This window comes from Aeromonas sp. ASNIH5, from assembly GCF_002902865.1.
Classification (GTDB): domain Bacteria; phylum Pseudomonadota; class Gammaproteobacteria; order Enterobacterales; family Aeromonadaceae; genus Aeromonas; species Aeromonas caviae.
Window position 1 is genome coordinate 2,504,830 of record NZ_CP026122.1, and the last position, 24,357, is coordinate 2,529,186.

A 24,357-nucleotide genomic window follows, 5' to 3' on the forward strand; every position below is an offset into this window, starting at 1 on the left:
ATGTTCCAAGACAATCCGCTGCTGGCCCAGCTCAAGCAACAAATCCGCGAAAACATCCCCAAGAAAGAGGGTGTGATCCGCGCCTCCGATCGGGGCTTCGGCTTCCTGGAGGTCGATGAGAAGACCAGCTATTTCGTGCCGCCTCCCTACATGAAGAAGGTGATGCACGGTGACCGGGTGAGCGCCCTGATCCGCACTGAAAAAGAGAAAGAGGTGGCCGAGCCGGATGCCCTGCTGGAGCAGGCCGTTACCCGCTTCGTCGGCCGCGTGAAGATGTTCCGCGACCGCCTCAACGTGGTGCCCGACCACCCCCTCATCAAGGACGCCATCAAGGCCCGCGCCAAGAAGGGTCTGGACGAGAAGTCCTTCAAGGAAGGGGACTGGGTGGTTGCCACCCTCAAGCGCCATGCCCTGGTGGACGGCAACTTCTCCGCCGAGATCACCCAGCTCATCGCCACCCAGGAAGATCACAACGTGCCCTGGTGGGTGGTGCTGGCGCGCCACAACCTGGCCCAGATTGAACCGGCGGACCTGCCGGAGTGGAAGGTGATCGAAGAGGAAGAGCTGCCCCGCCGGGATCTGACCCAGGTTCCCTTCTTCACCATCGACGGTGCCAAGACCAAGGACATGGACGATGCCCTGGCCATCACCAAGCTGGAGAACGGCTGGGAGCTGCTGGTGGCCATCGCCGACCCGACCGCCTATGTGGCCGAGGGGAGCGAGCTGGACAAGGAGGCCGCCCAGCGCGCCTTCACCGTCTACATGCCGGGGCGCAACGTGCCCATGATCCCGCGCACCCTCTCCGACGAGCTCTGCTCCCTGAAAGAGGGCGAGGAGCGCAACACCCTGTGCGCCCGTCTGCTCATCGCCGAGGATGGCCTGCTGCTGGAGGAGACCGAGTTCTTCGCCGCCCGCATCGTCTCCCATGCCCGTCTCAGCTATGACGACGTCTCCGACTGGGCCGAGCACGGCAAAGCGCTGGATATCGACGCCGGCGTCCTGGCCCAGCTGCCCCTGATGAAGGCGATGACGGAGGCCCGCATCAAGTGGCGCACCGAGCACGCCCTGGTGTTCCCGGACAGACCCGACTACGACTTCGAGCTGGGTGAAGACGGCGAAGTGCTGGCCATCCACGTGGAGCCGCGCCGCATCGCCAACCGCATGGTGGAAGAGTCGATGATCGCCGCCAACATCTGCGCCGGCCGCGTGCTGGGCAAAGAGGTCGGCTACGGCATCTTCAACGTCCACACCGGCTTTGACGAGGAGTCCCTGGACGGCGCCATCGAGCTGCTCAAGACCGCCGAGGCCCCGTTCGAGAAGGAAGAGATCGCCAGCCTCTCCGGCTTCTGCGCCCTGCGACGCTGGATAGACAACCTGGACACCCGCTGGCTGGACGGCAAGATCCGCCGCTTCCAGAGCTATGCCCTGATGTCCGCCGAACCGGGTGCCCACTACGGCCTGGGTCTGGATGCCTACGCCACCTGGACCTCCCCCATCCGCAAATACGGCGACATGGTCAACCATCGCCTGCTCAAGGCGGTCATCGCCGGCAAGACCCCGGGTGAGCGCCCCAGCCTGGAGCTGACCGAGCACCTGACCGCCTGCCGCCGCCTGCACCGCATGGTGGAGCGCGACATCGGCGACTGGCTCTATGTGCGCTACCTCAAGGCCGATGCGGGCACCGACAAGGTGTTCAACGCCGAGATCATCGACGTGATGCGCGCCGGCCTCAAGCTGCGCCTGCAGGAGAACGGCGCCGTGGTCTTCATGCCCGCCCGCCATATCCTGGACAACAAGGATCGGCTGGAGTGCAACTGGGACAACGGCCGCGTCTATCTGGACAAGACCGAGGTGGTCTACGAGCTCGGCCAGATCATCGAGGTGAAGCTGACCGAGGCGGTGGAAGAGACCCGCTCCCTCATCGCCAAGCCGGCGGTGGATCTGGTGCCGGGTCCGGCGCCGGTCGCTCCTGCCAGCGAGGCCGATGCAGCGCCTGCCGACGAGGCCCCCAAGGCGCAGTGATCCCCCTGCTTGTCTGCTCTGCAAAAGCCCGCATCCTGCGGGCTTTTTTTATGGCTGCGCTCCGCGGGCAGACGGAATGGGAGACCCGCTCGCAGGCCCCAGCCTGCGTCGCTACCGGCAGGGAGGATCGAGACGGGAGCGGATCAGGATCCGCCACCCGGGCGTCACAAGAGGCCTTGTCGGAACCGAACCTCTCGGGGGAAAAACTGAAAGTGGGTTACAAAATAAATGATTCATTGGTGATTAACGATGAACTGCGGCATATCCATCGTCATTACTTGCGAATACGAGGCGACAAAATATGACTCATTTGAGTGCAAAGTTTGGTTTTGTGACAACAGTCACGTTGACACCGTGTTTGCGCAAACCGCAAAACGAGACATCAATCACAAAAAATTGACACCCAGAGGCGAGAAGATCGAAATGTAGCCGAAATACAGCGACTGACTGTGATCGTCATCACTATGTCGGGAGGGGGGAGGTCGGGGTATTTGAGATCCAGGTCACAAGACACCCCGTTTTCAGCCTAATTTGATCACAAGCTGGTAGATTGAAGTTGCTTAGACGACTGGGATGGGAGTTCGGCAAAACTCGTCATCCCGACTACCACTTTTAATCACACAGGCTTAAAACGGGGTCCCGACATGTTATCACCGGATACCAAAGTCAAGATACAGAATTTTGGACGCTTCCTGTCCAATATGGTCATGCCCAACATAGGCGCCTTCATCGCCTGGGGCTTCATCACCGCCCTCTTCATCCCCACTGGCTGGCTGCCCAATGAAACCTTGGCCAAGCTGGTCGGTCCCATGATCACCTACCTGCTGCCGCTGCTGATTGGCTATACCGGCGGCAAGCTGATCGGGGGGGACCGGGGTGCCGTGGTCGGTGCCATCACCACCATGGGCGTCATCGTGGGGACCGACATCCCCATGTTCATGGGCGCCATGATGGTCGGCCCGCTGGGTGGCTGGGCCATCAAGCGCTTCGACAAGGCGATGGAAGGTCGCGTCAAGAGCGGCTTCGAGATGCTGGTGAACAACTTCTCCGCCGGCATCATCGGCATGTTGCTCGCCATTCTCGCCTTCTTCGTCATCGGTCCCTTCGTCAAGGTGCTCTCCGGCGTGCTGGCGAGCGGTGTCGGCTTCCTGGTGGACAACCACATGCTGCCCCTCACCTCCATCTTCGTCGAGCCGGCCAAGATCCTGTTCCTGAACAACGCCATCAACCACGGCATCTTCTCGCCGCTCGGGATCCAGCAAGCCACCGAACAGGGCCGCTCCATCTTCTTCCTGATCGAAGCGAACCCGGGTCCGGGCATGGGCGTGCTGCTGGCCTACATGGTGTTCGGCCGTGGCGCCGCCAAGCAGTCCGCTGCCGGTGCGTCCATCATCCACTTCTTCGGCGGCATCCACGAAATCTACTTCCCGTACGTGCTGATGAACCCGCGCCTCATCCTGGCGGTGATCGCAGGCGGCATGACCGGGGTCTTCACCCTGACCCTGTTCAACGCCGGTCTGGTCTCCCCCGCCTCCCCGGGCTCCATCTTCGCCGTGCTGCTGATGACGCCGAAAGCCTCCCTCATCGGGGTGCTGCTCTCCATCGTCGCCTCCGCCACCGTCTCCTTCCTGGTCGCCGCCGTGTTCGTCCGTGCCCAGCAGCCGGAAGCCGACGAGGCCGATGCCCTGGGTGAAGCCACCCGCAAGATGAAGGCCATGAAGGGTGCCAAGCCCGAGACCACCGCCGCCAAGAAGCCGGAAACCGAGCTGACCGCAGTGCGCAACATCGTCGTCGCCTGCGATGCGGGCATGGGCTCCAGTGCCATGGGCGCCGGCATGCTGCGCAAGCGGGTGCAGGCCGCCGGTCTCGACATCAGCGTGACCAACCGTGCCATCAACAACCTGGACGATCAGGTGGATCTGGTCATCACCCACAAGGATCTCACCGACCGTGCCCGTCGCCATGCGCCGCATGCACAGCACATTTCGCTGACCAACTTCCTCGACAACGCCCTCTATCAGGAGCTGGTGCAGAACCTCAGCCTGGCCAACGCGGCCAACGATGACGTCGCCAACCCGCAACTGCTGGTGGCGGCCAACGACGACAGCTACGAGCCGCAGGAGCCGGAAGTCTTCACCCTGAGCCTGCAGGACGTGCACCTGGGCCTCAAGGCCGAGAGCAAGGAAGCGGCCATCGTGACCGCCGGCAAGCTGCTGGCCGAGCGAGGCTATGTGGCACCGGACTACGTCGACGCCATGCTGGAGCGCGAACAGCTGGTCTCCACCTACCTCGGCGAATCCATCGCCGTGCCCCACGGCACCATCGCCGCCAAGGAGCACGTGAAGCGTACCGGCATCGTCATCTGCCAGTACCCGGCCGGAGTCGCCTTCGGCGAGGGCGCCGATGAAGTGGCGCGCCTGGTCATCGGCATTGCCGCCCGCAACGATGAACACATACAGGTCATAACCCGCCTGACCAATGCACTGGATGAGCCCGGTCTCGTCGACCGTCTGGCCAGCACCCAGGATCCCCAGGAGTTCCTGGATCTGCTGGGGGCCGAGCAGGCCGCGTAATCATCCGTCATCGTCTTTGGTTGTAGAGGTTAATATCATGAAAACATTGCATTTTGGTGCCGGCAACATCGGTCGGGGCTTCATCGGCAAACTGCTGGCTGACGCCAGCCATCAGGTCACCTTCGCCGATGTCAACGAGACCCTGATCGACCAGCTCAACCACCGCCAGGAGTACAAGGTGCACGTGGTGGGCACGGATCAGAAGCTGGACGTGGTGCGCAACGTTGCCGCCGTCAGCTCGGCCGGACACGAGGTGATCGCCCGTATCATCACCGCCGATCTGGTCACCACGGCGGTCGGCCCCAACATCTTGGACAAGATTGCCAGCACCCTGGCCAAGGGGCTGCAGGCCCGCTTCGATGCCGGCAACCTGACTCCCCTCAACGTCATCGCCTGCGAGAACATGGTGCGCGGCACCAGCCACCTCAAGGAGGAGGTACTCAAGTACCTGCCGGTCGCGTATCATGCCACCCTCGAGCAGTGCGTCGGCTTCGTCGACTCGGCGGTGGATCGCATCGTTCCGCCCGCCGCGGCGAACGACGATCCCCTGGAGGTGACGGTGGAGAGCTTCAGCGAGTGGATCGTCGATCGGACCCAGTTCAAGGGGGAGTTGCCCCAGGTGGCAGGCATGGAGCCCACCGACAACCTGATGGCCTTCGTCGAGCGCAAGCTGTTCACCCTCAACACCGGCCACATCGTCACCGCCTACCTCGGCAAGCTCAGGGGCTATCACACCGTGCGCGAGGCGATCGAGGATCCGCTGATCCGCAGCAAGGTGCGCCGCGCCATGGAGGAGAGCGGGGCCGTGCTGGTGAAACGCTACGGCTTCGACCCGCGCCTGCACGCCGCCTACATCGAGAAGATCCTCTCCCGCTTCGCCAACCCCTATCTGGTGGACGAGATTGACAGGGTCGGTCGCCAGCCGCTGCGCAAGCTGGCGGCGGGGGACAGACTGGTGAAGCCGCTGCTCGGCACCCTGGAATACGGCCTGCCGAGCGATCACCTGCAGGAGGGCATCGCCGCCGCACTGCATTACCGCAATGAGGACGATCCCCAGGCGGTGGAGCTGCAGGCCATGCTGGCGGAACTTGGTCCGGCACGGACCCTGGCCCGCGTCACCGGCCTGGATGAGCACAGCGATGTGGTACGCACCATCGTCGCCCGTTACAACAACTTGAAGTGACCTGATGGGGTGGCGTCACACCGCCCGTGACGGACCCCATACGATACAAACCGGGGGAGGCCTGCTCTCCCCCTGTCAGCCGGACCCGAAGCACTTATGACCACACACCAGGAAGATGAAGTACTGGAGCGACTGAACGAGCAGGATGGCCCCCGCGGCTTCTTTCTCGAGGTCGTGACCATCCTGGAAGAGGCGGTCGACTCCCTGATGCGGCGAGCCTTTCGTCAGGAGGAGTATGCCGTCAAATACGCCATCGAACCCCTGCTCAACCAGAGCGGCCCCCTCGGCCAGCTGGAGGTGCGCCTCAAGCTCATCTTCGCCCTCGGCCTCATCTCCCTCGAGCGCTATCAGGATCTCGAGGCGTACCTGAAGATCCGCGACTTTCTGGTACGCGACCCCAAGGATTACCGCTTCAGCGACAAGCCGGTCCGCGATCTGCTCGAGCGCCTGAATGCCATCCAGCAGGGCAGCATGATGCCGCAGGATCCCCCGGCCAACGAGGAGGACTGGCCCCTCTACCAGATGCAGCTCAACCGGCTCGATCAGATGGTGCGCTCCGCCCTGGTGCTGGCGGTGACCGATTGCGTCACCGAACTCCACAAAGAGAGCCCCATCTGATCTGAGCGGCTCTCTCCTGCACGCCTGGCGGGTGTCATCTTGCCCCCCTTCCCCGCTACACTAGGTCCAACCCCATCACCTGTACGAGGTTGGCATGATTGCTCTCTCCCTCGCCGGAATAGCCCTCATCTCCCTGCTCGCCCAATGGCTTGCCTGGTCCGTGCGCGTTCCCGCCATTTTGTTCCTGCTGCTGAGCGGCCTCTTGCTCGGCCCGGTGACCGGTCTGCTCGATCCCGATCAGTTGCTGGGGGATCTGCTGTTTCCCCTGGTTTCCCTCTCGGTCGCCATCATCCTGTTTGAAGGGGCGCTGACCCTGCACCTGACCGAACTCAAGGGGATCGGCAAGGTGGTACGCAACCTCTGCTCCACCGGCATGGTGACCAGCTTTGCCGTCATCGGCGCCGCCAGCTACTTCCTGCTTGGGCTGGACTGGCGGGTCGCCATGGTGCTCGGCGCCGTGCTGGTGGTGACCGGCCCCACGGTGATCGCCCCCATGCTCAACGTGATCCGCCCGGTCCGGGAGGTGGACAAGATCCTGCGCTGGGAGGGGATCGTCATCGACCCCATCGGCGCCCTGTTCGCGGTACTGGTGTTCGAGGCGGTGCGCCTCGGCAGCCAGGGGGATCTGGTCGGTCATACCCTGCTGGCCCTGGCCAAGACGGTGGGAGTGGGGTCGCTCATCGGGGTCGGTGCCGGCTGGCTCACCACCCTGCTCATCCGCAAGGACTGGCTGCCGGTCAGCCTGCACAAGTTCGGGGTACTGGCGCTGGTGCTGGTGACCTTCACCCTGTCTGACTGGCTCAGTCACGAATCCGGCCTGCTGGCGGTGACCGTGTTCGGCATCTGGCTCGCCAACCAGGAGGGGCTGGATCTGGAGGAGGTGCTGGCCTTCAAGGAGGATCTCGCCGTCATTCTCATCTCCTCCCTCTTCATCCTGCTGGCGGCCCGCCTCGATCTGGCCCAGCTCTGGCAGCTCGGCCCCATGGTGCTGGCCCTGCTGTGCGTGGTGCAGTTCGTGGCCCGCCCGCTCTGCATCCTGGTCTCGACCCGGGGGTCGGACCTGCCCTGGCGCGCCCGCGCCCTGCTCGCCTGGATAGCCCCCCGGGGCATAGTGGCGGCGGCGGTCAGCGCCTCCTTCGCCATCAGCATGCACGAGGCCGGCATCAAGGATGCCGACAAGCTGGTGCCCCTGGTGTTTGCGGTCATCATCTTCACCGTGGTGCTGCAGAGCCTGACGGCCACGCCATTGGCCAGATTGCTCGACATGCGCCAGAGCGCCCCCAATGTCTGGCTGCTCATCGGCGCCAACTCGGTGGCCCGGGCCATCGGCAAGGCGCTGGCGGATCAGGGGATCCCGGTGCAGCTCTCCGATCCTGCCTGGGAGCACTGCAAGCTGGCCCGCATGAGCGGCCTGCCCTGCTACTTCGGCAACCCCCAGTCGGAGCACGCCGAGCGGCACCTGCCCCTCACCAGCATCAGCACCGTGCTGGCGCTCTCTCCCAGCCGCCACAACAACGCCCTCGGGGTGCTGCACTTCGCCCACCTCTACGGGGAGGAGAAGGTCCACTCCCTGCGTTCCAGCGAACAGCACGGCAAGGCCAACCGGGAGAGCGCCACCTTCCGTGCCCGCCAGAACCTGTTCGGCGCCGACATCAACTTCGCCAGGCTGAGCGGCCTGCTGAGCCGGGGCGGGCAGATCAAGGCGACCCGCCTGAGCGACACCTTCGACTGGGACCAGTATCAGGATGCCAATCCCGGCGCCATTCCTCTGTTCGTGCTGGATGCCAAGGCCAGACCCAGGGTGGTCACCGGCCCTGTCACGCCGCTGCCCGGAGAGCTGCTGATCGCCCTGCAACCACCCCGGGAGGGGGTGACGGCGCCCTGATCCGATGACGGCGCCACCGGGAAGGAGAACTAGACTTGAGGGTGGCGCCATGAGTCATAGGAGGATGTCATGACAGTCAGTGAATTGCGCGCGCTTCACCAGCAGCACAGATTCAAGGAGGCGGAGATCATGCACGACATCGTCTCCCCCGGCTGGATCGTGGAGTTCAGGGGGCAGGACGGCCACCTCTACGTGATGACGGACACCCTGGGGTGCCCCATGAGCTTCTCGTCCACCGAGGAGGCACGGGACCACATCCACCTGGTGGCCGACTGCCCCGTCCAGGTCGAGCACCTCTACCGCTTCTTCGAACGCTGAACAGCCATCGAAAAAGGCTCCCGAGGGAGCCTTTTCTCATTCCGGCTGCGTGGACTCAGCCTCCTTTCCCTCCAGCCGCCTCACCGGCTTTTGCAGAATAAGGTTCGCCGGATAGGTGACCAGATCGCCGTTGTCATCCCGCACCCGCACGTAGAAGAGGCCGATCTCGGTGATGATGCCGGTGACAGAGTCATCCTTGTCGAGGATGCGGATGCGATCGCCAATCTTGTAGGGGAAGGCGAAGAAGATGGTGATGCTGGCGGTGATGTTGGAGAGGATCGACCACTGGGCCACCATGGCGACCCCCAGTACCGCGAAGAAGGAGGAGGCGAGCACCACCAGCCGGGAGAAGTCGAGCCCCCAGACCCCGGCCAGGATCAGCAGGGTGGCGCAGCCCAGCAGGAAGTGGAATACGTGCTCCACGTAGATCACCCGGTTCTCGCTCACCTGCCGGCTCTGGCCAAGGGCCATCAGGCTCTTGTGAATGAGGCCGCGCACCAGGGTGTGCCCCAGCAACAGCAGCAGGGTCACGCCAAAAGATTCCCATGTCGTCATGTTCACCCCTTACCACCAGCGCCTGTGCTTGAGCCAGACCGCCAGTCCGGTCGCCAGCACCAGCAGGAAGCCACAGAACACCCAGAAGGCGGTCGGACTCTCGGCCCCGGGGATCCCCCCAGGTTGATGCCGAACAGGCCGGTCAGGAAGCTGGCGGGCAGGAACAGCAGCGCCATCACCGACATCTGGTATGCACGGCGGTTGGTCGCCTCCGCCATCAGGTTGTTGATCTCGTCCGCCAGCACGGCGGTGCGCGCCACCCCGGCATCCAGATCGTCGAGCCAGCGCCGCAAGCGGTCGGCGATGTCGAGCAGGCGTCGCCTGTCATCTTCGTCCAGCCAGCTGATCTTCTCGTTGGCCAGGCGCGCCACCAGATCCCGCTGGGGGGAGAGGTAGCGACGGATCATGATGAGCTGCTTGCGGATGCGCGCAAGCCGACCGTTGGCGGGCAGGTCGCGCATCAGCACCATCTCCTCCAGATCCAGGATCTGGTCGTGCAGCTCCTCGACGAACTCCCCGGCCCGGTCGGTCAGGGCGTCGCATATCTCCACCAGCCAGTCGGCGGGTGTGTCGGCACCGCCCCCCAGCGACAGCTGCTCGAACACATCTTTCTCGGAGAGCAGCGGACGACGTCGGCTGCTGATGATGAGATCCGGCGTGATGAAGATCCGCAGGGCCACCATCTCTTCAGGCCTGTGATCCTTGTTGTGGTTGATGCCGCGCAGGATCAGCAGCACCGTCTCCCCCATCCGCACCAGCTTGGGACGATTGCTCTGGCCGAGCAGGGCCTCCCGGGCCGCCTCCCCCAGCAGCGGCGTCTGCAGCAGCCAGCGCGCCGACTCCGGGTTGCCGTAGTCCAGATGCAGCCAGCCGGGCTGGGCACCGGGGATCTTGCTACCTTCGGCCAGCGGGGTCATGCCCCCCTTGCCGTCCAGGGTCAGGCCATAAATCACGTCACCGGGCACCCGATCCATCTCGTCTCCTTCTCGTTTCATGTGCAGGCCCCAGCTTACACCAAAGGCGGGGACGACTCAGCCCCGGGGCAGCCGCCCCGCACCAGCCATGCTAAGATGCGCCACCCGTTCCAGACACAGGAAGCCATGCCATGCCCATCTGGGTTGATGCCGATGCCTGCCCCATCCCGGTCAAGGACATCCTCTACCGCGCCGCCCACCGCGCCCAGGTGGTGACCACGCTAGTGGCCAACCAGGGGCTCAGAGTCCCCCCCTCCCCCTTCATCAAGACCCAGCAGGTGGAGAAGGGCTTCGATGTGGCAGATCATGTCATCGCCCAGCAGGTCAAGCCCGGCGACCTGGTGATCACCGGCGACATTCCCCTCGCCTCCTGGGTCATCGACGCCGGGGGCGAGGCGCTCAATCCCCGGGGCGAGATCTACACCCGGGAAACCATCCAGGCACGGCTCGGGATGCGCAACTTCATGGAGGAGCTGCGCTCTGCCGGCGTCCAGACCGGTGGCCCTGCGCCCTTCAACGCCGCCGACAAGCAGCGCTTCGCCAATGCGCTGGACAAGTGGCTGGTCAGGGGCAAGCTGAGCTGATCACCCTCTCCCCGGCCCACCGCCGGGGAGAGCCATTCATTTCCCTTTTCCCTTAATTCTTCCTTAATGCTCCTTGATTAGCCTTGCGACTGTTGACCCAACTACCCGCAAGGAGCAAGCAATGAAACTGACCCCCCTGTTGTTACTGATCCCCCTGTTGAGCGGCGCAGCCCTGGCCGACCCCCAATGCACCCAGGCCGACAAGAGCAAGTGGATGAGCGAAGCCGACGCCCAGCAGCAGATCAAGGCGATGGGCTACGACATCAAGAAGTTCAAGGCCACCAAGACCGGCTGCTACGAGATCTACGGCTGGGACAAGGAGAAGCGCAAGGTCGAGATCTACTTCGACCCGACTGACCTGAAAAAGGTGAAAGAAGAGATCGACGAGTAACGCCGCCCCGGGCCGGTCTTCCCCCGGCCCCCACCATGGAGCCTTGCCATGACACCTGCCTATGAAGTGAAAGTCTGGGATCCCCTCATCCGGGTGTTTCACTGGGCGACCGTCACCCTCTGCCTGCTCAACTTCTTCGTGCTGGAAGAGGGCAGCAAACCCCACAGATATGCTGGCTACGCGGTGGGCATCCTGCTCATCATCCGCCTGCTGTGGGGGCTGGTCGGCCCCTATTACGCCCGCTTCGGCCAGTGGTGGCCAACCCCTGCCCGGGTCCGCTACTACCTGCGTCAGCTCGCCCAGGGGCGCCACCCCTACTACCTCGGCCACAATCCGGTCGGCTCCCTGATGATCTGGCTGCTGCTGCTGTCCCTGGTCGGGACCGTCGTCACCGGCTGGCTCACCACCTGGGATGCCTTCTGGGGCGAGGAGTGGCTGGAGGAGCTGCACGGCATCATCGCCAACACCCTGATGGCCGCCGTTGGCGTCCATGCGGCCGTGGTACTCCTGACCGATCGCCTCACCCGCAGCGATTTGGTCCGCGCCATGGTGCTGGGCAACAAGCGGGTCCCCGCCAACATCAAGGTGGAAGACCCCCGCGCTTGATGGCCGGGCTGCCGACCAGTCCCCTCCTCTGTTCACCCGCTCATCTGCCCAAAAAAAGACCCCCTGCCAAGGCAGGGGGTCGTCATGAGCAGCGCGGGGGGAGGACCTAGATCATCACACCGGCGATCACGGCGGAGAGCAGGCTCACCAGGGTGGAGCCATAGACCAGCTTCAGACCGAAGCGGGAAACCATGTTGCCCTTCTCTTCGTTGAGCGCCTTCACCGCACCGGCAATGATGCCGATGGAGCTGAAGTTGGCGAACGACACCATGAAGATGGAGAGGATGCCGACGGTGCGCGGGGAGAGCTCGGCGGCAATCTTGCCCAGATCCATCATGGCCACAAACTCGTTGGTCACCAGCTTGGTCGCCATGATGGAGCCGGCCTGCAGCGCTTCACTGCCCGGGATGCCCAGGATCCAGGCAACGGGATAGAAGATGTAGCCCATGACGTGCTGGAAGTTGACGCCGAACGCCGCCTCGAACAGGTAGTTGATGAGGGCGATCAGGGCAATGAAGCCCACCAGCATGGCACCGACGATCACCGCCACGGTGAAACCGGCCATGATGTATTCCCCCAGCATCTCGAAGAAGTTCTCCTTCTTCGGCGTATGGTGCTCGTCACCCTCGGCCAGCGCCTTGGCATCGGTCACGGTATTGTCGGGCTCGTAGGGGTTGATGAGGGAAAGCACCACAAAGGTGCTGAACATGTTGAGTACCAGTGCGGCCACCACGTAGCGCGGCTCGATCAGCTGCATGTAGGCACCGACGATGGACATGGAGACGGTGGACATGGCCGTCGCCGCCAGGGTGTACATCTGCTTCTCGTTCAGGTGCGGCAGTATGTTCTTGAGGGCGATGAAGTTCTCGGACTGACCGACGATCATGGAGCTGATGGCGTTGAAGGACTCCAGCTTGCCCATGCCGTTGATCCTGGCCAGCACGGTGCCGATGCCACGAATGACGATGGGCAGCAGACGGATGTACTGCAAAATGCCGATCAACACGGAGATGAAGACGATGGGCATCAGCACCATCAGGAAGAAGGAGAAGGCCCCTTCGTTGACCAGACCGCCGAACACGAAGTCGGTCCCCTGCTTGGCAAACTCCATCAGCTTGGTGAAGCCGGCGGCAAAGCCACCCACCACCGCCAGACCCACTTCGGAGTTGAGCATGAACCAGGCGAGCGCCAGCTCGACCACCAGCAGCTGGCCGATGTAACGCAGCTTGATCTGTTTCCAGTTGCGGCGGTTTGCCAGCAACGCCAATGCCAGGACCATCACGAGTCCGAGCACGAAATGAACGTATTCCATACCAGTAGCACCCATTGAATTGTTATTTTTGACCGGCGCCATCATAAAGAACTGCATATTTAAAAATCAGAGAATCATCACAATCCGCGGTAAAAATATGCATGCGAAATAATACAAACGTTTTTAAATTAATTGCCAAGACACATGATTATTAATCGTCATTGAGAAAGCTTAAAAATAAATCAAAAACAATAAGTTATGAACTTTCATTAATTTTACTCCTCATTCGTATATATATTTCATAACGGCTATATCCCATATGGCATCCTCCGATGACTCATCATCACCAGGACATGTTTAATTAAAAACGTTTTCTCGCCATTCATCATGATCTGGCCATGACCACCCTGTTCCATTGTGCTCTTTTTACATACCGCAAGCCCGCCAACGCAGACAGAAGCCTCCATCGGCAACCCATGACACCAACCGTTCAAATATTCACCGCATCCGGCGGCACATTCTGGTATGATGCGCCCCCTTGCGCATCGCGCACCCCCATTTCTGGTTTTCCGACATAGAGTCCTTTTGTGAACAACAGCGAATTTAGCAGCCTGAACCTCTCCTCCGCCCTGCAGGACAACCTCGCCAGCCTGGGCTATCTGCAGATGACCCCGATCCAGGCCCAGAGCCTGCCCCTGGTGCTCGACGGCAAAGATTTGATCGCCAAGGCGAAAACCGGCAGCGGCAAGACCGCGGCCTTCGGCCTGGGTCTGCTGGCCAAGCTGGACGTCAACCGGCTGGCCGTGCAGGCGCTGGTGCTCTGTCCGACCCGCGAGCTGGCGGATCAGGTGGCCACCGAGATCCGCCGTCTTGCCCGTACCCTGCCCAACGTCAAGCTGGTGACCCTGTGCGGCGGCACCCCGACCGCACCGCAATCCGCCACCCTGGGCTTTGGCGCCCACATCGCCGTCGGCACCCCGGGCCGGATCCTCAAGCACCTGGAGCAGGGCACCCTTGAGCTCGACGACCTCAAGACGCTGGTGCTGGACGAAGCGGATCGCATGCTGGACATGGGCTTTGGCGAAGACATCAACCGCGTCATCAGCCACGCCCCGCGGGATCGGCAAACCCTGCTGTTCTCCGCCACCTATCCGGAAGGGATCGCCCAGATGAGCCGCGGCGTGCAACGCAACCCGGTGGAGGTGAGCGTGGAGTCCCTGCATGAAGAGAGCGCCATCGAACAGAAGTTGTATGAAGTGCCGGCCGGCCAGCGCCTCGATGCCCTCACCTGGCTGCTCAGCCACTACCAACCGGGCTCCTGCGTGGTGTTCTGCAACACCAAGCGCGCCTGCAACGACGTGGCCGATCACCTGGCCGCCAAGGGCTTCTCGGCGCTGGCGCTGAACGGTGACCTGGAACAGCGTGAGCGGGATCAGGTGCTGGTGCGCTTCGCCAACGGCAGCGCCACCATACTGGTCGCCACCGACGTGGCGGCCCGCGGCCTCGACATCAAGGAGCTGGGGGCCGTCATCAACTACGAGCTCACCTACGACCCCGAGGTGCACGTGCACCGCATCGGCCGTACCGGCCGTGCCGGCCAGCAGGGCCTGGCCCTGAGCCTCTACCAGCCGAACGAGGCCCAGCGCGTCAACTTCATCGAGGAGTACCAGCAGGCCCCCATTCCCCAGGGCGACCTGGCCGGGATCGGCCGCGACATCAAGCCGATCGCGCCGCAGATGGTGACCCTCTCCATCGATGCGGGCCGCAAGAGCAAGGTGCGTGCCGGTGACATCCTCGGCGCCCTGACCGGCGAAGGCGGCATTGCCGGGGCCGATGTGGGCAAGATCCAGATTTCCGAGCAGTACTCCTACGTGGCGGTGAAGCGCCAGGTGGCGAGCGCCGCCCTCAAGCGGTTGCAGGAAGGCAAGATCAAGGGGCGCAGCTACCGTGCCCGCAAACTGGGCTAAGGTATTTCATACGCCCCAGCCAGACCACAGGCGCCTGACAGGCGCCTGTTTCATATCATTCGCCGCCATGCGGCAAGACAGGTGACATGACCCAAGCAATCCAGAGCGATGTGAGCTGCCAGAACTGCGAAGCCTGCTGCTGCCGCCTCGAGGTGATGCTCTTCACCGACACCGGCGTGCCGGACCGCTATGTCGAGGAACGGGAAGGAGAAGTGCCCGTGATGCACAGACTGGAAGATGGCTGGTGCGCCGCCCTCGACCGCAACACCATGATGTGTCGCATCTACGAGGTGCGGCCGCTTATCTGCCGTGAATTCGAGATGGGGGAGCCCGACTGCCTCGACGAGCGGGACAAGTGGTTCATCAGGCTGGAGTAACCGGGGTGTTCAACCCGTGCTGACGTGGATCTCCTTGCCTTGCAGCCCCTCGAGGCGCTGTGTCAGCCAGTGGATGGCCTGCGCTTCCTCCTCGAAATAGCGCACCTCCTGAAAGGGAAGCTCGCTGAAGACGTGATCCGCCAGATAACGTTTGAAATCCCCGATCATGACCACCGCCAGAAAGACGCAGCCATGAGTGGCGCACCAGTTGAACTGGCGACGAAAACGGGCCAGCACCTCGGGGCCGGCGGCCTCGAACTCGGTCGCGACCTCGACGATGCCCCAGGGGGCTCCCTGCAAACGGCTTATCTGCTGGCTGAACTTGCCCTCATAGGCCATGGCGCCTGCCAGGTTGAAAGGGCCGCTCGGCCGACAGATCAGCAGTTGTCCTTGTCGCTGCATCTCAAAATGGCCGTGTGCTTGCACGTTCACCTCCTGCCTTGAGTCCTTCGCTGCGGCTGATATGCCCTGTGTTGCCACAAAGTAAGAATTTATCCCCGAAAAGTCCATAAAGCTCCCCCCATTGTGAACGGAAAGCTCCATTCACCCCCCGTTTTTACCCCGATGGCGGAATGTACATTTCTTCGACATGTTCTGTTGCAGTTAACAAAACGTTGCTGCTATTATCCGCGCCACTCAAAACATTCCACCTACTGAAACCTTTTGGCGTTCACCCAGGGATCAACGATGAAGCAACAAGACGCAAGTTATTACCAACGGATCTGGCGCTGGCATTTCTATGCCGGTCTCTTCGTCGCCCCCTTCCTGATCCTGCTCTCCCTCACCGGCATCGTCTATCTGTTCAAACCGCAGCTGGACAACCTGCTCTACCCCCAGCTGATGAAGGTGACGCCCGCCACCCAGACCCTGAGTGCCGACCAGCTGCTGGCCAAGGCAACCATCGCCATGCCGGACGCCAGCCTGCGCAAATACCTGCCCCCGGTGGCAGCGGACGCGAGCGCCCAGATAGTCGTGATGCGTGAAGGGCAGGAGCTGACCCTCTTCATGGATCCCGCTAACGGCGCCCTGCTCGGCACCATGGACAACAAGTGGAACCTGCAGGCGGTGGCGCGCGCTCTCCATGCGGAGCTGATGCTTGGCACCACGGGTGATCGCCTGATCGAGCTGACCGCAGGCTGGGGAATCGTGCTCCTCGTCAGCGGACTCTATCTCTGGTGGCCCCGCAAGGGACCGGGTGTAGGGGGCATCCTCTGGCCGAGAATGCACCAGCGCGGCCGTCTCTGGTGGCGTGATCTGCACGCCGTGGTCGGCTTCTGGGGCGCGGGTTTCCTGCTGCTGCTGCTGCTGACGGGCATGACCTGGACCGGTTTCTGGGGCGGCCAGTTCGCCGACGTCTGGAACCGCTTCCCTGCGGCCATGTGGAACGAGGTGCCCAAGTCGGCCCCCCTCACCCGCAGCCTCAACCAGGCTCACGAACAGACCGTCTCCTGGGGGGCCGAGACCCTGCCCATGCCGAGCTCCCAACCCACGGCAGAGAGCCATGATCATAGCGCCATGACCCATGGCGGCGGACATGAGGGCATGGTCATGGCCAGCCATCGCATTCCGCTGCAACAGGTGGTCGACATCGCCAACGAGCGTGGGGTCAGCCCGGGTTACAGCATCACCCCCCCGGTCGGTGAAACCGGCGTCTATACCATCGCCATCTTTGCCGATGATCCCCGCAACGACGCCACCCTGCACATCGACCAATACAGCGGCAAGGTGCTGGTCGACGTGCGTTGGCAGGATTACGGCCCGGTCGCCAAGACGGTGGAAACCGGCGTCATGCTGCACATGGGCAAGCTCTACGGCTGGCCGCACCAGCTCGTCATGCTGCTCATCTGCCTGATGATTCTGGCAAGCTCGGTGAGCGGGCTCTGGATCTGGTGGAGCCGCCGTCCCAGTGGTCGCCTCGCCGCCCCGCCCCTGCCCGCCAAGCTGCCTCCCATGGGCGGTGCCATCGCGGTGCTGGTCGTGCTCGGGATCTGCTTCCCGCTGGTGGGGGCCTCCATGGTTGCCATCTGGCTGCTGGACAGTCTCTTCTTCTCTCGCCGCACGGCCGTGGCCCAGGCAAGCTGACCCGTCAGGGGCAAGCCCGCCTCATGCACACGAGGGCTCCCTGTCGGGGGCCCTCGTCGTCTGCATCACCTGACATCATCCTTCGCCTGGCGGCAGGCTCCTCCCCTTTCGATCATCACATCGGTCTGATGACCAACAACGCATCGACACATCAGCAAAAAGGGCTCCCGTTCGGGAGCCCTTTTCATTGCCAAACGCGTCGGCCTCAGGTGAGCGCCAGCCCGGCGGAGAGCAGCAGGCTGAACAGAAATGCGCTGATGGCGGTCTTCTTGAGGGCGCCGGTCAGCACCTCGCCATCGAAACTCTCTCGCAGGGTACGGGCGGCATCGGTGAGGGGCTTCATGGCGGGCAGGAAGATCCAGGGCCAGAGGCTCGCAGGCTGGGTCAGCAGGAAGGCGATGGTCGCCAGCAGCGCCGCCCCCAGCAAGACCCAGTGATAGGCGATGGCCCGGTTGCGGCCAAGGCGCACCGCCAGGGTGATCTTGCCGCTGGCGGCATCGGTCTCGATGTCCCGCACGTTGTTGATGTTGAGCACGGCAGTCGCCAGCAGGCCGCAGGCGGTGGCAGGCAGCAACAGGTCCCACTCCAGGCTATGGGTGAAGAGGTAGTAGGAACCGAGCACCCCCAGCAGGCCGAAGAACAGGAATACCGAGATGTCCCCGAAGCCGCGATAGCCGTAGGGGCTCTTGCCCACCGTGTAGGTGATGGCCGCGACGATAGCCGCTCCCCCCAGCAGGATGAACGTCAGGATCTGCTGCCACGCCTCCCCGAAGGCGCAGATCAGCAGGGAGAGGCCGCTCACCACGGCCGCCAGGGCGGTCAGCCCCATGGCCACACACATCTGGTGCCGGGTGATGAGGCCGGAAACCACGGCGCGCTGGGGACCGATCCGCTCCCCGTTGTCGGCACCGGAGACCGCATCGCCATAGTCGTTGGCCAGATTGGAGAGAATTTGCAGCAGGATGGCGGTCAGCAGGGAGAGCCCCATGATGGTGCCGTCGAACGCTCCCCGGCTGGCTGCCAGCCCCGAGCCCAGCAAGATGGAGGAGCACGCCAGGGGCAGAGTTCGCAAACGCGCCGCCAGCAACCAAACAGAGAAGGTATTTGTCATATTGTGATGGCCAAACAATCAGATATTGATCGTGTTAAGGGTTATCGAACCGGATTTAGGTATACTTGGCTGCGCGGGGGCGTCGGCTCCCCCGGGCAATTTACATGGACGAATGGGCAGATAATATATAGGAAATCGTCGCCCTTTGGCATCAACCTGCGCCATCCTCCCCCGGAGCGATCGCGATTATCCGGCTCAGACTAGACATCCATGTTGGCTCAGACCCACCTCAAGCAACAACTGGACGCCCTGCGTCACAGCACTGTCAGCGGTTTCGTGCGACTGCGCGTGGCCGCTCACGTCGACGTCTTTCCCGGCTGGTTGGCGGCCCAGACGCTCTACCCCCGCATCTATTGGCACGCCAGAGGGCAACAGAGCCCGGAGTACGTGGCGCTTGGCGCCATCCACGAGCTGACGCGGCCGGAGGATATCCAGCGGGTCTGCGACCTTGCCGGCACGGCCAGTGAAGACAGCCCTCGCTACTACGGTGGCCTGGCGTTCGACCCGGATCTGCCCGGCTGGCAGGGTTTTGGCCCCTGCCGCTTCGTGCTGCCCCGCATCGAGCTGGTACGCCGGGGGGAGTGCACCAGCCTCTGCCTCAATCTCTGGCTGCCCGCTCGGGAAGAGGGTCACGCATTCGAAGCCGAACTCTGCGCCGCCGAGGCGGCGCTCGATGCCCTGCAACCCGAGGCCCCTCTGCCCGCCCTGCAAAAGCGGCCATGGCAGCGCCAGGACCTGCCGGGCCCTGCCCAGTGGCAGACCCTGGTGGAGCAGGTCACGGCCCCCGACTTCCAGGCCCGCACCCCCAAGGTGGTGCTGTCGCGGGAGAGCCTGCTCCAGAGCGAGGCGCACGATGCGCCCCTCTGCCCCTGGTCCCTGCTGACACAGTGGGCCCGCCACGCCCAGGAGTGCTTCCACTTCGGCTTTCAGTTCTCCCCCGAGCAGAGCTTCATCTCCTGCTCCCCCGAGCGCCTCTACCGCCGGGAGAAGGGCCACCTCTTTACCGAGGCGCTGGCAGGCACCATTCGCCGTTCCGGGGATGAGGCGACCGACGCGGCCCTGGCCGCCGAGCTGCTGGCCGACAGCAAGAACCGGCTGGAGAACCGGCTGGTTCACGCCGACATTCTCAGCCGCCTGGCCCCCCTCACGACCGATGCCACCCTGACAGAGCCGCGCATTCTGAAATTGCGGCTGCTGCAACACCTCAAGTGCGACATCGAGGCCGAGCTCAAACCCGGCGTCTGCGACTGGCAACTGCTGGCTGCCCTGCACCCCACCCCCGCCGTGGGGGGCGCCCCCCGCGAGGCGGCGCTCGCCTTCATCCGTGAATGCGAGCCCCATGATCGCGGCTGGTATGCCGGTGCCTGTGGCATGCTGAGCCGGGAGACCTCGGAGTTCTCCGTCGCCATTCGCAGCGCCCGGATCAGGGGCCCGCGCATCAGCCTGTTCGCCGGTGCCGGCATAGTGGCGGGATCGGAGCCCGCCGCCGAGTGGGCCGAACTCGACAACAAGATCGCCAACGTGCTCTCCCTGCTGGGATAGCGTTTCTCACCGACTCCTCACTGCGAGAGCTTCATGTCCGCCAGCCACGTGTCCGCGCATCACGCCTTTGCCAGCCATCACGCCACCTTCAACCATGTCTGGTCCTCCCTCTTGCTGGAAGAGCTCTTTCGCCTCGGCGTGCGTGACATCGCCCTGGCCTCCGGATCCCGCTCGGCGCCGCTCACCATGGCCGCCGCAGCCCACCCGGGCTTTCGCCGCCATCTGCACTTCGACGAGCGGGGTCTGGGCTTCATGGCGCTGGGGCTGGCCAAGGGGAGCGGCCGCCCGGTGGCGGTCATCATGACCTCGGGCACCGCGGTGGCCAACCTCTGGCCCGCGGTGGCGGAAGCCCAGCTCACCGGGGTCCCGCTCATCATTCTCTCTGCCGACAGGCCACCCGAGCTCATCGACAACGGGGCCAACCAGGCCATCGATCAGCCGGGGATCTTCGGTCGCTACCCCGTCTATCAGCAAAATCTGCCGAGCCCCACTCCCGCCATTCCGGCGGCCTTCGTGCTGAGCTCGGTGGATCAGGCCCTGGCCCGACAGGCGCACACCCCGGGGCCGGTGCATTTCAACTGCATGTACCCCGAGCCCCTCTACCCCGGCGACCACTATCTGGACTTTTCCGATTACCTGGCGCCCCTCGGCGACTGGCTGCACTCGGCCAAGCCCTGGAGCCCCTGGCTGGCGGGCGAGCCGGGCTGCCCCACCCAGCCGGACTGGGAGGAGCTGAAGGGCAAGCGCGGTGTCATCGTCGCCGGGCGCATCCAGGATCCGGTGCAAGGCAAGGCGGTGGCCGAGCTGGCCGACCGCCTCGGCTGGCCCCTGCTGGCGGATCTGCAAAGCCAGATCCGCTTCGATGATCGCAACCTCGTCCACACGGATCTCGCCCTGCAACACAGCGACTTCGTGGCCGAGCTGGCCCGCGCCGAGGTACTGCTGCAATTCGGCGCCCGCCTCATCTCCAAGCGCCTCGGCCAGTTCATCAAACAACACCCCTGGCAGGATTACTGGCTGGTGGACCCGCAGCCGGCACGCCTCGACCCCGACTACCGGCTGCGTCGTCGTCTGGTGTGCGACCCCGCCGCCTTTGCGGCCGCCCATCCAATCCCCCATTCGCAGCAGCCCTGGCACCAGTTGACCGCGCGCCAGCAGGCTATCAGCCAGCAGATCCGCACCGCCTGTGATCGCTTCTCGGAGCTCGGGGTGTGCCACCGCCTGAATCAGCTCATCCAGGGTCAGTTGTTCGTCGGCAACAGCATGCCGGCCCGGCTGATGGACATGCTGGGCGAGGTGGGCAAGGGCCCCAGCCGGGTGATGACCAACCGCGGCGCCTCCGGCATCGATGGTCTTATCGCCACCGCATACGGCTTCGCACAGTCGGTCCCGCCTGACAGTCGCGAGCCCACCACCCTGCTGCTCGGGGATCTCAGCGCCCTGCACGATCTCAACAGCCTTGCGCTGCTCGGCAAGGGGAGCCTCCCCCTGGTGGTGATCCTGCTCAACAACGACGGCGGCAGCATCTTCCGCATGCTGCCTGTGCCCACCCGGGACGCCCTGCTGGAGACCTACTACTGCCTGCCCCACGGCCTGCACTTCGAGCACGCCGCCGCCATGTTCGGCCTGCACTACCGGGCCCCCACCACCCTCGACGCATTTGAGCGGGACTATGCCGCGGCCCTGAAAAACGGGGTAACCCTGATTGAAATCAAGGTACCGAGCAGTGAAGTCGCCGAGGATCTCAAGGCACTGGGAGCCGCTATCCGTGGTCTCTGATCCCGCCGAGCCGCTGGTGCTGCTGCACGGCCTGCTGGGGGACGCCGACGACTGGCGACCTGTCATCCAGACCCTGCCCGGCGTCCCGTGCCATGCCCTGGATCTGCCGGGCCACGGCCGCAACCGGGCACTGCGGGTGAGCGGCTTTGACGAGGCCCATCGCTGGCTCTGCGACGAGCTGGCCGCGCGGGATATCGCCCACTACCGGCTGGTGGGGTATTCGCTGGGGGGGCGACTCGCGCTTCATCACGCCAGCCACTCCCCGGCGGGGTTGCAGGCCCTGCTGCTGGAGAACTGCCACCCCGGGCTGCCTGCCGGTGAACGTCCGGCCCGCATCGCTCACGATGAAGCCTGGGCCCGGCGTTTCGAGTGCGAGCCCCTGACCCGGGTGCTTGCCGACTGGTACCGCCAGGGCGTCTTCGCCGACCTGGACGACGATGCCCGCACCCGCCAGGCCGCACGCCGCCTTGGCAACGACGGCAAGGCCGTGGCCGCCATGCTGAGGGCCACGTCCCTGGGGCGACAGCCGGATCTCGCCCCCTGGCTTCGGGATACCCGGCTGCCGGTGCAGTGGATCTCAGGCAACCGGGATCACAAATTCCATGCCCTCGCTTGCCAGTTGGTAAAGCAAGGCTGCAATATCAAACACTTGGCTCTGGATGGCGGACACAATCTGCACACAAGCCAGCCCGATACCTTTGCCCGGCTCCTGCGGGAGTGGGCTCACCAACCAGAAGAGAAGATCCATGATTGAAGCAATGACGGAAGCCGAGCTCTATGCCCCTGTCGAGTGGCACGACTGCTCCGCCGGTTACGAGGACATCCTCTATCACAAGTCCCCAGAGGGCATTGCCAAGATCACCATCAACCGTCCCCAGGTGCGCAACGCCTTCCGCCCCCGCACCGTGAAAGAGATGCTGCAAGCCCTGGCCGATGCCCGCTACGACGACAAGGTCGGCTCCATCATCCTCACAGGCTTCGGCGAGAAGGCCTTCTGCGCCGGCGGCGACCAGAAGATCCGCGGCGACTACGGTGGCTACAAGGACGATGAAGGCACCCATCACCTCAACGTGCTCGACTTCCAGCGTGACATCCGTACCTGCCCCAAACCCGTGGTGGCCATGGTGGCTGGCTACGCCGTCGGTGGCGGCCACGTGCTGCACATGATGTGCGACCTGACCATCGCCGCCGACAACGCCCAGTTCGGCCAGACCGGCCCCAAGGTGGGTTCCTTCGACGGCGGCTGGGGCGCCTCCTACATGGCCCGCATCGTCGGCCAGAAGAAGGCTCGGGAGATCTGGTTCCTCTGCCGCCTCTACGACGCCAAACAGGCCCTCGACATGGGGCTGGTCAACACCGTCGTGCCCCTGGCCGAGCTGGAGCGTGAAACCGTGCGCTGGTGCCGCGAGATGCTGCAACACAGCCCCATGGCCCTGCGCTGCCTGAAGGCGGCCCTCAACGCCGACTGCGACGGCCAGGCCGGTTTGCAGGAGCTGGCAGGCAATGCCACCATGCTGTTCTACATGACCGAAGAGGGTCAGGAAGGGCGCAACGCATTCAACGAGAAACGCCGTCCCGACTTCTCCAAATACAAGCGGAATCCCTGATGACACTCGCCCTCTACCGCTACCAACTGCCCTTTACCCAGCCCCTGGCCTTTCATGGTCAGTTGCAGGTAGCGCGCGAGGGCCTGCTGGTACGCATCGACGATGGCTGGGGGGAGATAGCCCCCCTGCCAGGATTTTCCAAAGAGACCCTGGCCGACGCCCAGGCCGAGGCCCTCGACTGTCTGGCGCAGCTGGCGCGGGGACAGACCCCGACGCCACAGCTGCCCTCGGTGCAGTTCGGGCTCGACTGCGCCCGTCGTAGCTGGCCCGAGCAGGGTGCCCCCCTGCCCGAGCCCTATCCGCTGATCCAGGGCTCCCCCCAGGAGCTGCTCAAGAACTGGAAGCAGTGGCTGCACGAGACCCCCCTCAAGGCCAAGCTGAAGGTGGCCCGCTACCCCATGCGCGACGAGCTGGCGCTGATCCGGCTGCTGCTCGATCGGCGCCCCAACCTCAAGCTGGTCCTGGACGCCAACCAGGGCTGGACCCGCGAGGAGGCCTGGGCCTTCTGCGGCCACCTGGATCCGAATCGCATCGAATACCTCGAAGATCTGTGCGCCGACTTCGAGGACATCGCCTTCGTCGCCAGCCGCACCGGCATGCCGGTGGCGCTGGACGAACTGCTGGCCCAGGGCAAGCCCTGGGAGCCCATCCCGCAACTGCGCGCCCTGGTGCTCAAGCCGACCCTGCTCGGCACCCTGGCCAACAGCGAGGCCCTGGTAGCCCGCGCTCGCGAACTTAAGCTCAAGGTGATCGTCTCCTCCTGTTTCGAGTCCGGTCTCGGCCTCGGCCAGCTCGCCCGCCTCGCAGGGGAGTGGGCGCCGGATCAGGCCCCTGGCCTCGATACCCGCCGCTGGCTGGCCAGGGATCTGCTGGACAAGCAGGGGCAACCCGATCCGGGCAGGATGGACCCCCTGTTTCACCGTGACTGACC

General features: G+C 64.0%; 21 protein-coding genes and 1 pseudogene. 17 read left to right on the forward strand and 5 right to left on the reverse strand.

Going from position 1 to position 24,357, the window contains the following annotated elements; genetic code table 11:
- The 6 genes from C2U30_RS11645 to C2U30_RS11670 all read left to right on the forward strand — a co-directional run bounded on the left by C2U30_RS11645 (position 1) and on the right by C2U30_RS11670 (position 8,599).
- A complete protein-coding gene (locus tag C2U30_RS11645) occupies positions 1-2,022 on the forward strand; it encodes an exoribonuclease II (RefSeq protein WP_103243799.1) in 2,022 nt (673 codons plus the stop codon).
- A 644-nt stretch (positions 2,023-2,666) separates the two neighbouring features.
- Positions 2,667-4,595 carry a PTS mannitol transporter subunit IICBA gene (locus C2U30_RS11650; protein WP_041212287.1) on the forward strand — a complete coding sequence of 643 codons (1,929 nt, stop codon included), beginning with the start codon at positions 2,667-2,669 and terminating at the stop codon, positions 4,593-4,595.
- A 37-nt stretch (positions 4,596-4,632) separates the two neighbouring features.
- Positions 4,633-5,778, forward strand: coding sequence for a mannitol-1-phosphate 5-dehydrogenase (locus C2U30_RS11655; RefSeq protein ID WP_042015428.1), 1,146 nt, complete (start codon positions 4,633-4,635; stop codon positions 5,776-5,778).
- Between the two features lie 96 nt (positions 5,779-5,874).
- Positions 5,875-6,396 carry an MltR family transcriptional regulator gene (locus C2U30_RS11660; RefSeq protein WP_010672759.1) on the forward strand — a complete coding sequence of 174 codons (522 nt, stop codon included), beginning with the start codon at positions 5,875-5,877 and terminating at the stop codon, positions 6,394-6,396.
- A 94-nt stretch (positions 6,397-6,490) separates the two neighbouring features.
- A complete protein-coding gene (locus C2U30_RS11665; RefSeq protein WP_103243800.1) occupies positions 6,491-8,281 on the forward strand; it encodes a cation:proton antiporter in 1,791 nt (596 codons plus the stop codon).
- Between the two features lie 69 nt (positions 8,282-8,350).
- A complete protein-coding gene (locus tag C2U30_RS11670) occupies positions 8,351-8,599 on the forward strand; it encodes a hypothetical protein (protein ID WP_010672757.1) in 249 nt (82 codons plus the stop codon).
- 36 nt (positions 8,600-8,635) lie between these two features.
- On the opposite strand, the gene C2U30_RS11675 is transcribed toward C2U30_RS11670, so the two are convergent.
- Positions 8,636-9,154 (reverse strand): mechanosensitive ion channel domain-containing protein, encoded by a 519-nt coding sequence (locus tag C2U30_RS11675; RefSeq protein WP_010672756.1) that lies wholly within the window; start codon positions 9,152-9,154, stop codon positions 8,636-8,638.
- Between the two features lie 9 nt (positions 9,155-9,163).
- Positions 9,164-10,128: pseudogene (gene zntB, locus C2U30_RS11680) on the reverse strand (zinc transporter ZntB).
- Positions 10,129-10,259: 131 nt separating this feature from the next.
- Here zntB and C2U30_RS11685 point away from each other — a divergent pair.
- From C2U30_RS11685 to C2U30_RS11695, 3 genes are all read left to right on the forward strand, one after another.
- On the forward strand, positions 10,260-10,712 hold the full coding sequence (locus tag C2U30_RS11685) for a YaiI/YqxD family protein (protein ID WP_103243801.1): 453 nt from the start codon (positions 10,260-10,262) through the stop codon (positions 10,710-10,712).
- Positions 10,713-10,833: 121 nt separating this feature from the next.
- The gene (locus C2U30_RS11690; protein WP_010672753.1) at positions 10,834-11,103 is read left to right on the forward strand and encodes a PepSY domain-containing protein; all 270 of its coding nucleotides are present in this window, start codon (positions 10,834-10,836) and stop codon (positions 11,101-11,103) included.
- A 48-nt stretch (positions 11,104-11,151) separates the two neighbouring features.
- Complete coding sequence (locus C2U30_RS11695; protein WP_103243802.1) at positions 11,152-11,709, forward strand: cytochrome b/b6 domain-containing protein; 558 nt, start codon at positions 11,152-11,154, stop codon at positions 11,707-11,709.
- Positions 11,710-11,815: 106 nt separating this feature from the next.
- On the opposite strand, the gene C2U30_RS11700 is transcribed toward C2U30_RS11695, so the two are convergent.
- Positions 11,816-13,021 (reverse strand): NupC/NupG family nucleoside CNT transporter, encoded by a 1,206-nt coding sequence (locus C2U30_RS11700; RefSeq protein ID WP_041214374.1) that lies wholly within the window; start codon positions 13,019-13,021, stop codon positions 11,816-11,818.
- A 527-nt stretch (positions 13,022-13,548) separates the two neighbouring features.
- Here C2U30_RS11700 and dbpA point away from each other — a divergent pair.
- The gene (gene dbpA / locus C2U30_RS11705) at positions 13,549-14,928 is read left to right on the forward strand and encodes an ATP-dependent RNA helicase DbpA (RefSeq protein WP_039039771.1); all 1,380 of its coding nucleotides are present in this window, start codon (positions 13,549-13,551) and stop codon (positions 14,926-14,928) included.
- Positions 14,929-15,014: 86 nt separating this feature from the next.
- Entirely contained in the window at positions 15,015-15,305 is a 291-nt protein-coding gene (locus C2U30_RS11710) for a YkgJ family cysteine cluster protein (RefSeq protein ID WP_103243803.1), read from the forward strand.
- Positions 15,306-15,314: 9 nt separating this feature from the next.
- Here the strand turns inward: C2U30_RS11710 and C2U30_RS11715 are convergent, their stop codons facing one another.
- On the reverse strand, positions 15,315-15,707 hold the full coding sequence (locus C2U30_RS11715) for a hypothetical protein (protein WP_234917570.1): 393 nt from the start codon (positions 15,705-15,707) through the stop codon (positions 15,315-15,317).
- Positions 15,708-15,992: 285 nt separating this feature from the next.
- Between C2U30_RS11715 and C2U30_RS11720 the strand changes: the two genes are divergently transcribed.
- On the forward strand, positions 15,993-17,387 hold the full coding sequence (locus C2U30_RS11720; RefSeq protein ID WP_103243805.1) for a PepSY-associated TM helix domain-containing protein: 1,395 nt from the start codon (positions 15,993-15,995) through the stop codon (positions 17,385-17,387).
- 205 nt (positions 17,388-17,592) lie between these two features.
- Here the strand turns inward: C2U30_RS11720 and C2U30_RS11725 are convergent, their stop codons facing one another.
- Positions 17,593-18,498, reverse strand: a complete 906-nt coding sequence (locus tag C2U30_RS11725) for a 1,4-dihydroxy-2-naphthoate polyprenyltransferase (protein ID WP_180344859.1) — start codon at positions 18,496-18,498, stop codon at positions 17,593-17,595.
- A 210-nt stretch (positions 18,499-18,708) separates the two neighbouring features.
- Here C2U30_RS11725 and C2U30_RS11730 point away from each other — a divergent pair, with 210 nt between their 5' ends.
- Genes C2U30_RS11730 through menC form a run of 5 tightly spaced genes read left to right on the forward strand, consistent with a single transcriptional unit; the run spans position 18,709 to position 24,355 of the window.
- The gene (locus C2U30_RS11730) at positions 18,709-20,040 is read left to right on the forward strand and encodes an isochorismate synthase (RefSeq protein ID WP_043154006.1); all 1,332 of its coding nucleotides are present in this window, start codon (positions 18,709-18,711) and stop codon (positions 20,038-20,040) included.
- Positions 20,041-20,073: 33 nt separating this feature from the next.
- Positions 20,074-21,819 carry a 2-succinyl-5-enolpyruvyl-6-hydroxy-3-cyclohexene-1-carboxylic-acid synthase gene (gene menD / locus C2U30_RS11735; protein ID WP_199767270.1) on the forward strand — a complete coding sequence of 582 codons (1,746 nt, stop codon included), beginning with the start codon at positions 20,074-20,076 and terminating at the stop codon, positions 21,817-21,819.
- On the forward strand, positions 21,809-22,573 hold the full coding sequence (menH, locus tag C2U30_RS11740) for a 2-succinyl-6-hydroxy-2,4-cyclohexadiene-1-carboxylate synthase (RefSeq protein ID WP_103243807.1): 765 nt from the start codon (positions 21,809-21,811) through the stop codon (positions 22,571-22,573). Before menD ends, menH begins: the two co-directional genes overlap by 11 nt.
- Positions 22,566-23,426: a 1,4-dihydroxy-2-naphthoyl-CoA synthase gene (menB, locus tag C2U30_RS11745; protein WP_039039779.1), complete on the forward strand. Its 861-nt coding sequence runs from the start codon at positions 22,566-22,568 to the stop codon at positions 23,424-23,426. Before menH ends, menB begins: the two co-directional genes overlap by 8 nt.
- Positions 23,426-24,355, forward strand: a complete 930-nt coding sequence (menC, locus tag C2U30_RS11750) for an o-succinylbenzoate synthase (protein WP_039039780.1) — start codon at positions 23,426-23,428, stop codon at positions 24,353-24,355. The genes menB and menC overlap by 1 nt, the downstream gene beginning before the upstream one ends.
- Positions 24,356-24,357 lie beyond the last annotated feature (2 nt).